At 37.9% G+C, this 8,794-nt stretch carries 10 protein-coding genes and 1 tRNA gene; 9 read left to right on the top strand and 2 right to left on the bottom strand.

Translation table 11 applies throughout. From position 1 onward, the window contains the following. Positions 1 to 92, bottom strand: a tRNA-Ser gene (locus NUV40_02545). Positions 93 to 195: 103 nt separating this feature from the next. Then, the gene (locus NUV40_02540; protein MCR4342763.1) at positions 196 to 933 is read right to left on the bottom strand and encodes a ComF family protein; all 738 of its coding nucleotides are present in this window, start codon (positions 931 to 933) and stop codon (positions 196 to 198) included. 45 nt (positions 934 to 978) lie between these two features. Between NUV40_02540 and pilM the strand changes: the two genes are divergently transcribed. The 9 genes from pilM to NUV40_02495 all read left to right on the top strand — a co-directional run bounded on the left by pilM (position 979) and on the right by NUV40_02495 (position 8,783). After that, the gene (gene pilM, locus NUV40_02535; GenBank protein ID MCR4342762.1) at positions 979 to 2,100 is read left to right on the top strand and encodes a type IV pilus assembly protein PilM; all 1,122 of its coding nucleotides are present in this window, start codon (positions 979 to 981) and stop codon (positions 2,098 to 2,100) included. 17 nt (positions 2,101 to 2,117) lie between these two features. Further along, positions 2,118 to 2,678, top strand: coding sequence for a hypothetical protein (locus NUV40_02530; GenBank protein MCR4342761.1), 561 nt, complete (start codon positions 2,118 to 2,120; stop codon positions 2,676 to 2,678). A gap of 1 nt (position 2,679) precedes the next feature. Further along, entirely contained in the window at positions 2,680 to 3,225 is a 546-nt protein-coding gene (locus NUV40_02525) for a hypothetical protein (protein ID MCR4342760.1), read from the top strand. An 18-nt stretch (positions 3,226 to 3,243) separates the two neighbouring features. Continuing rightward, positions 3,244 to 3,576 (top strand): hypothetical protein, encoded by a 333-nt coding sequence (locus NUV40_02520; GenBank protein MCR4342759.1) that lies wholly within the window; start codon positions 3,244 to 3,246, stop codon positions 3,574 to 3,576. 47 nt (positions 3,577 to 3,623) lie between these two features. Continuing rightward, a complete protein-coding gene (locus NUV40_02515) occupies positions 3,624 to 5,321 on the top strand; it encodes a GspE/PulE family protein (GenBank protein ID MCR4342758.1) in 1,698 nt (565 codons plus the stop codon). Between the two features lie 7 nt (positions 5,322 to 5,328). Then, positions 5,329 to 5,769, top strand: coding sequence for a response regulator (locus NUV40_02510; GenBank protein ID MCR4342757.1), 441 nt, complete (start codon positions 5,329 to 5,331; stop codon positions 5,767 to 5,769). Positions 5,770 to 5,771: 2 nt separating this feature from the next. Then, positions 5,772 to 6,836, top strand: coding sequence for a PilT/PilU family type 4a pilus ATPase (locus NUV40_02505; GenBank protein MCR4342756.1), 1,065 nt, complete (start codon positions 5,772 to 5,774; stop codon positions 6,834 to 6,836). Between the two features lie 10 nt (positions 6,837 to 6,846). Further along, positions 6,847 to 8,055 (top strand): type II secretion system F family protein, encoded by a 1,209-nt coding sequence (locus NUV40_02500; GenBank protein ID MCR4342755.1) that lies wholly within the window; start codon positions 6,847 to 6,849, stop codon positions 8,053 to 8,055. A gap of 191 nt (positions 8,056 to 8,246) precedes the next feature. Continuing rightward, positions 8,247 to 8,783 carry a type II secretion system GspH family protein gene (locus tag NUV40_02495; GenBank protein MCR4342754.1) on the top strand — a complete coding sequence of 179 codons (537 nt, stop codon included), beginning with the start codon at positions 8,247 to 8,249 and terminating at the stop codon, positions 8,781 to 8,783. Positions 8,784 to 8,794 lie beyond the last annotated feature (11 nt).

The following is an 8,794-nucleotide window of genomic DNA, read 5'->3' as shown; positions in this document are numbered from 1 at the left end:
TGGCGGAGAGGGAGGGATTTGAACCCTCGAGGGGGTTTGACGCCCCTGCCACGTTAGCAGTGTGGTGCTTTCAGCCACTCAGCCACCTCTCCCTTAATCCCGCCTTGCGGGCGGGATTGGGCGGTCAATCCTAGTGGGATTGACTTAGCCTTATTTAAAAAAGAGTATCACATTTATTGATATTTTTCCAGATTTTTATTTTGCTACGACAATCGGGATTATTATCCTGGCGCCGGCTTTTTTGAGGACAGAAGTTGCCTCGTGGAGAGTGGCGCCGGTTGTTGAGACGTCGTCTACTAAGATTATATTTTTATCTTTTACTTTTTCAGGCGACTCAACTCTAAAAGAGCCTTTTAAATTTTTGAGTCGCTTGGTCCTGTCTTTCATCAAGACTTGAGAAGAAGTTTCCCTTGTCTTTTTAAGGATATTTTGTTCAAATAAGAAATTTATTGTTGGCATATTTATTGTCATCTTTTTCGTAAGATTAAACGCAATAAGTCCTGCTTGGTTGAACCCCCTTTCTCTTAATCTTCTTTTTGATATTGGTATGGGGATAATCAGGCAATTTCTTATAGAGTAGAAAGTATTTATTTCTGATAAGTCTTCAACACATCTATCGCTAATTAGTTCGGAAAGGGGCTCTGCAACCGTTTTTATTTTTTTGTATTTTAAGAGCCAGATCGCTTTCTTTAATATTTCATTTTTATAACAAGCTGCCGCTATGGTTGGTATGGAAGAAGGATTATTCTCACTGTTGGCGCTGTCTTCGGCTTCGGGTATTGATTCTCGGCAATTTTTACATATAATCGCGTCATTCTTTCCGCACCCGAGGCAATTTTGAGGGAAAAGCAAGTCCAATAATATTTTTAATGTTTGGCGTATTGGCAATTTGTTATTTATTTTTCGTATATAACTGGGGATAAGTCGCTTCATAGATATCTTTATATGGTATAATATAAATTAAATTTATAAAACCTGATGGCATTTTCTTTAAGTAACAGTTTATCGTCAATTTTAGGACAGTTTGTCGGTAAAGACCAAGGCGTGTTAGGTCTTGACCTTGGGTCAGCCTCTTTTAAAGTTGTCCAAATAAAGAAAGATAAAGAACGAGCGATACTTCAAACTTACGGCGAATTATCTGTAGGTCCTTACGCTGATAAGAAGGTGGGGCAGTCGGTAGTATTGTCTGAAGAAAAAATGATTGAGGCAGTAGGGGATTTGCTTAAAGAATCTAATGTCAAGACAAAAAGAGCGGCGGTGGCAATTCCTCTTAAGGCGAGTTTTGTTACGACTATAACTTTGCCGGTTGTTTCAGACAGTAAGATAGAAGAAGTGGTTAAACTTGAAGCTAGAAGATATATTCCAGTGCCTATATCTGAGACGGTCTTTGATTGGAAGCTTCTTCCTGATAATAATGAAGAAGCGGATGACACGAGTGACAGTAATATAAAAAAGAATCAGACGATGAGTGTTTTGCTCGTGGCTATTCATAAAGACACAGTAGATCAGTATAAAAGGATGATAGCCAAGCTGGGTATTGAACTTGAGAGTTTTGAGATTGAAATTTTTAGCGCCGTTCATTCTTCATTAGGGCGAGAGATATCGCCTATTCTGGTTGTTGATTTCGGCGCCTCAACAACTAAAATAGCCATAGTGGATCATGGGATTGTCCGCATGGTGCATACTATAAATAAGGGATCCCAGGATTTGACTTTAGCTATCTCTCATTCGCTTAATATTGAATTTGACAGAGCCGAAGATATGAAGAAGGAGATAGGTCTTTCTTCAAAGCCTGAACATAAGGAATTTGTAGATGTAATGAAGCCGATATTGCAATATATTTTTTCTGAAGCTAATAGAGCGATACTTGACTATCAGAAAAAATATAAAAGAGTAGTGAGCAGAATAGTGTTATCCGGCGGAGGAGCGCTACTTGATGGATTGACAGATGAGGTTGTTAATAACTTTGGGATAGAGACAAGCAACGCTAATCCCTTTGCTAAGACTGAATTTCCGGCTTTCTTGGAATCGGCTCTTACAAAAACAGGTCCAAGTTTCGGTGTTTCCGTCGGTCTTGCTTTGCGTGGATTTGAAGAATAATATAAAATATAGATAGTATGGAAAAGATATCTTTTATTCCTCAAAAAGAAAATAAAAAAATAGTTTATCAGGGTCAGGGACCCGGAGTGTTAATCGTCTTCTCTGGGATAATGCTTGCTATCTCGTTGCTGGCTTTTGGCGGGACTTTTTTGTATAAAAATTTAATTGCAAAACAGATTAGCGTATTGGAAGAATCTTTAAATAGGACAAAAGAATCTTTTGACAACTCTTTTATTTATGAGCTTGACAAGGTATCTACTAAGATTGAGCTCGGCAAAAAGCTTCTTAACGAGCATGGTTATCTAAGCGGACTTTTTGCGTTTTTAGGGAATAATACTTTAAAGAATGTATCGCTTGTTTCTTTCGGCTATACCGGGTCAAATGAAGTAATTTTAGGCGGAGTAGCTAAAAATTATACTTCTGTCGCCAATCAAGTGGAAGCATTTAAAGATGATTCAAGTGTTCAGTCTGTGGACATTACCAGTCTTTCTTTGGGAGAAGGCGGTATTGTTAATTTTGAAGCTAAAATAGAATTTATTCCTTCATTTTTTTCTTATCTTTCATCAGACAATAAATAATATGATAAAAATCATTTTTTCAATACTTTTTTTAGGGACAGCCATAGGCATCTTTTTAGGGCCTGTAAAGAAAAATTGGGAAGATATAAACTTGCTTGCAGTTGAGAAGAAAGATTTTAACACTGTTCTTTCCAACTCAAGAGAACTTATTGATCTTAGGGATAATCTTATAAGAAAATATAACGAGATTCCGGAGAGTGATTTGGCAAGACTTGAAAAACTTATTCCGTCCGGTATTAAAAAGATGGATCTCGTCGTGGAGACAGAGAGTCTTGTAAAAAAATACGGTTTTGCGCTTAAAGATATTCAGGTTGATATTGCAAAAGTGGAAGATAAAAAGTCTAAAGCAAATGAAATAAATAATGACATCTTTGACGCTGTTTATATAAATCTTTCTTTTAATGGTCCGTATAAGCCATTGCTGTCCTTTATCAGCGAGCTTGAAAATGATTTGAGAATTATGGAGATAGAAAGTCTTTTATTTGATGCAGATGAAAGCGATTGGTATGAGTATACAATGAGAATAAAAACTTATGCTAAAAAATAAATGTAAATAATTTAAATTATGATTATAAAAAATCAGAAAAAAACGCTATCTTTGATACTTATAATAATTGCAGTTATTGTCAGTATTTTGGCCTATTTTAATTTTCTTGGAAAGAAGCCTATTAATAACCAAATGCTCGTCTCCGGCATAAACGACGACACTTTGGCTGTGAATCTTAATATCCCTGAATCCGGCAAAGATCTTTTAAAAACTCTTAAAATTCTTGAGGATGTGAAGCTTGATACGGAATTTTTTAAACAAGAAGTGTTTCGCGGATTGATTGATCATTCTCAAGAACTTCCATTTGAAGAAAAAGGACGTTTAAATCCTTTTAGGCCTATTGGCATATAAAGTGTTGTTTAAAGGATTTTATTTATTTTTTTGATCTATTTGTAAATATGAGCTTTGTTGATGTGTTAATTAAAAATAATTTCATAACCCAAGAAGATCTTCCTGTCATTTATAAAGAGATGGATAAAAGCGGGCTTAGTTTGGAGCAAGCTCTTATTGTTAAAGGCGTAAGAGAAGAGGATATTGTCTCCGCTAAAGGACAGGATATCGGAGTCCCCATAAAAGAGGTGGATAAAACTCTGCTTTCTTTTGATATTTTAAAAATTATCCCTGAAGAGATTGCGCGACAATATAAGATGGTGCCGATTGAAGTAAATGACAGTATTTTAGAAGTGGGAATGCTTGACCCTCAAGATATTAATGCGCGCGAAGCCTTGCAGTTTATCGTCTCAAAGCTTAACTTGTCATTTAAAGTTTTTCTCGTGTCTCAGTCTGATTTTGATATGGTCCTTGATGCTTATAAGGGCTTGAGAGGCGAAGTTACAAAAGTACTTGGTGAGATAGAAGTGGATCCGTTGCTTGGGAGTGTTAATGATTCCGGCAATATGTCCCAAGCGGAGGCTGTTGAGGATGCGCCTATTACTAAAATGGTGGCTGTTATATTGCGCCACGCTACAGAAGGGAATGCTTCAGATATTCATATTGAGCCATGGGCGGACAAATTAAAAGTTAGATTTCGCGAGGACGGAGTTTTGTATACAAGTCTTTTACTTCCTTCCAATGTGCACGACTCTATAGTTGCCAGGATAAAAATTCTATCAAATCTTAAGATTGACGAAAAGAGAAAACCGCAAGATGGGCGTTTTTCTGTGAAGATGGAAGGCAGACAAGTTGATTTTCGTGTTTCCACTTTCCCTTCTTTTTTTGGAGAGAAAGTAGTGATTCGTATTCTTGATCGTGATAAAGGGGTTAAGTCGCTTGAAGAGGTGGGGTTGTCCGGAAGAAATCTTGAGGCAGTTAAAAGGGCGATTAAAAGTCCGTATGGTATGATTCTTTTAACAGGTCCGACGGGTTCCGGTAAAACAACGACACTATATGCAATGCTTCAGTCTTTAGATAGGGAAAAAAATAATATAATTTCTCTTGAGGATCCTGTTGAGTATAACGTTGAAGGGGTAAGCCAGTCTCAAGTGAGGCCTGAGATTGGCTATACTTTTGCCAATGGACTTCGGTCTGTGTTAAGGCAAGACCCGGACATAATAATGGTTGGCGAAATCAGAGATAAAGAGACAGCGCAACTTGCTATTCAAGCCGCTCTAACGGGGCATCTTGTATTGTCTACTCTTCATACCAATAGCGCGGTGGGAGTTATCCCTCGTCTTGTTGATATGGGCGTAGACCCGTATCTTCTTGCTCCAACATTAGTGCTTGCTATCGGACAAAGACTCGTCCAGACACTTTGCCCCGAGTCTAAGAAAGAAATGCCAATGACAGATTCTTTAAGAGCGAAGCTGGAGAAAGAATTAGAAGGAGTTCACCCTGATATAAGAAGCGCGATAAAGATACCTGATAAAATTTATCAGGCTATGCCGTCATCTTCTTGCCCGAGGGGGACAAGAGGAAGAGCCGCTGTTTTTGAAATGTTTGAAAAAACCAAAGATATAGAGGAAGCTATTGTGAATAATCCTGTTGAGAATGAGATTATGGCAAAAGCGAGAAAGAATGGCATGCTTACGATGAGAGAAGACGCGGTTCTTAAAGTTTTCGACGGAACTATTGGATTTGAAGAGATATATAAGGTATAATTTTTATATGGCAGAAAAACAACCATCAGTTTTTATAGTAGATGACGACGAGTTTATCTTGGATGTGTATTCTGTTAAATTCAGGGAGAAAGGATATAAAGTTGAAATAGCGATGAGCGGTCAAGAAGCTTTGGAAAAGATAAAGCAAGGATTTTCTCCTGACATAATGCTTCTTGATATTGTAATGCCGAAGATGGACGGATTTGAGCTTCTAAAAAGAATAAGAGAAGAGAATCTTCTTGCTGGCACTGTTATTGTAATTCTTACTAATCTTGGGCAGAAAGAAGACATTAAAAAAGGACTTGATTTGAAGGTTGATGATTATGTTGTAAAGGCATATTTTACGCCAAGTGAAATAGCCAAGAAGGTGGAAGATTTATTATTAAAAAAGAAAAATAATCCAACAGGCAGTGATAATACAGACTCTGCCCGGGAAAGCGAAAAATAAAAATGACTGATTATAAAAAAGAATTAAGCGATTTAGTTTTAATAGTTGCCAAAGAAGGCGCTTCAGACTTGCATCTTGCTGTCGGCCGTCATCCTACTGTTCGTATTTCCGGAGCGTTAATTCCGCTTATTAAGAAACCTATCCTTACGCCTGATGACGTCAAAGGGCTTGTCTTAAGTATGATTTCTCCTGAAGACGAAGAGATTTTAATGAAAGAGAAAGAGGTTGATTTTTCTTTTTCTTTTGAAGACAAAGTTCGGTTTAGAGGAAACGCGTTTTTTCAGAGAGGGTTTATAGGAGCTGCTTTAAGGCTTATTCCTGCAAAGATAAAAACTTTTGCCGAGCTTAGTTTGCCGGAGTCTCTTATTGATTTTACAAAGAAAGAGCAAGGATTCTTTCTTATTGTCGGTCCGGTCGGACACGGCAAGTCAACTACACTTGCGGCAATGATTGATTCTATAAATCACGAGAGGGCAGAACATATTATTACGGTTGAAGACCCGATAGAGTATATTTTTACTCAAGATAAATCAATCATAGATCAAAGGGAAGTCAGGAGTGATACTCATGATTTTAAAACAGCTCTTCGTTCCATGTTTCGTCAGGATATTAATGTGGGGATGATAGGCGAGATGCGCGACCGTGAGACTATAAGTACGGCAGTTACTGCCGCTGAGACAGGGCATCTTATCTTTTCATCTCTTCATACTAATAATGCTTCTCAGACAATTGATCGTATTATAGATTCATTTCCAGCTGATCAGCAGGGGCAGATTTCATTGCAGCTTTCAGGGGCTCTTTTGGGAATATTTTCTCAAAGGCTTATACCCAGAGTTTCAGGAGGGCTTATCCCGGCTTATGAGCTTTTAATTTCAAACAACGCCGTTAGAAATCTCATTCGAGAGAACAGGACGCATGAAATTGATTTAGTGATAGAAACCGGATTTGAAGAAGGGATGATGAGTTTAAACAGGTCACTCGCTTCGCTCTTAAGGCAGGGCGAGATAACGACAGAAAGCGCTTACGCTTATTCGTTAAATCCAAACGGGCTTGAGGGGTTAATGTAATTATACTTGTATGCTTTACATTTATGAGACTACTGATAAAGAAGGGAAAAAGAGTTCAGGGAGTGTAGATGCTCCGTCTATTGAGATTGCAATTAATTCTCTCCAAAGAAGAGGGCTTATTATTTTAGCTATAAAGCCTGAAGCAGAGGCGGTGCCTTTTTTAAATCGTAATTTAAATATTTTTGAAAGAATAAAGACTAAAGATGTCGTTATTTTTTCAAGACAGATTTCCACTCTTTTTGAGGCGAAAGTTCCTATTATTGATTCTTTCAGACTCTTGGCAAGCGAGAGCGCAAGCCCTTTAATGAAAGAAAAACTTGAAGAGATTGTGGCTGATATTCAAGGCGGTGCGCCAATGTCTGCGGCTCTTTCCAAGCATCCGAAAGTTTTTTCAAAATTTTTTGTAAATATGGTTAAATCTGGAGAAGAGTCTGGTAAACTGGATGAAATCTTCACTTATTTAGCTGATTATATGGAGCGTTCTTATGAATTGGCTTCAAAGGCGAAAAGGGCGCTTTTTTATCCGGCTTTTGTCGTATTTGCTTTTTTTGGAGTGATGATTCTGATGTTCACGGTTGTTATCCCTAAAATAGGCGTACTCTTGGATGAGGTTGGTAAAGAAGTCCCTTTGTATACAAGGATTATTATGGGAATAGGGAATTTCTTTCAGGAATATATTTTATATATGCTTATTCTTGTTATAATCGGCGCCATTATAGCTTGGCGGTATATTAAGACGGAGAATGGCCAATATTTTGTCGCTAAAATGATGATAACATTACCTCTTTTAGGTTTAATTAATAAAAAAATTTATGTTGCGCGCCTGACTGACAATTTGCAAACGCTTCTCTCGGGCGGCGTGCCGATGATAAAGGCCGTTGAAATAACGGCTGATGTTGTGGGTAATAAAGTTTATCAATCTATTCTTCTTGATGTGGCGGAATCCATTAAGGGAGGAGGTTCATTGTCAGAATCGTTAAGGCGATATGAAGAAATTCCCGCTCTTGTGCCGCAAATGCTTCGCGTGGGAGAAGAAGGCGGAAGGCTTGATTTTATCTTGGAAACAATGGCTAGATTCTATAAGAGAGAAGTTGATAATACTATTGAGAACCTGATCGGTCTTATTGAGCCGGTAATGATTATCGTCCTTGCCATTTTTGTCGGGTTTCTTTTAATCGCTGTTATAGGGCCTATCTATAACATTTCTTCTGGTATATAGAGAGGATTTACCCACACACTAAACCGCATATGGCGGATTAGTGTGTCCTTTGCCAAGGCAAAGGGTGGGTTTAGTTATCCACACCGCTTTTCGCGTATTTGTAAGCTTTATATATTATAATACTTTATATAAATAATAATTTAACCGGTCGATAAATCGTATTAAAAAATTAATAAATAATGAAAAATAATATGTTAAAAAATAAATTTAAAATCAGTTCAAAGAGCCTGCCTGCCGGTAGGCAGGGTTTTACTTTGATTGAACTTCTGGTCGTTATTGCGATCATCGGTATTCTTTCATCAGTGGTACTTGCCTCACTAAACAGCGCAAGGCAGAAATCTCGTGATGCTAAAAGAGTTTCTGATATAAAGCAGGTCCAATTAGCTCTTGAACTTTTTGCTGATAGTAATGGTTCAGAGTATCCAGATACTGTAGCTCAACTTGTTACTGACGGCTTTATTCCTGCTGAACCTAAGGATCCAAGTACTGGAGCTATATATTCTTATGACAATGTGACTTCTGCCGGAGCTGTCTGTGCTATAGCAACCGGTGTTTGTAATTTTTATCATTTAGGCGCTAATCTAGAGCAAGATGGAACAGGTCTTGTTGGCACTGGCGGACATTCTGTCCTTGGTAGTGATGCTGATAGTACATATACATTTAATGGACAAGGAGCTGACTGTTCTGCAGCGGGCACAGACGATGGATGTTATGATGTGACACCATAAACTAAATAATT

It is taken from the genome of Patescibacteria group bacterium (genome assembly GCA_024654625.1).
Lineage (GTDB): Bacteria > Patescibacteriota > Minisyncoccia.
The sequence above is the reverse complement of the archived record's forward strand: the minus strand, read 5'-3'. Positions and strand labels throughout refer to the sequence as shown.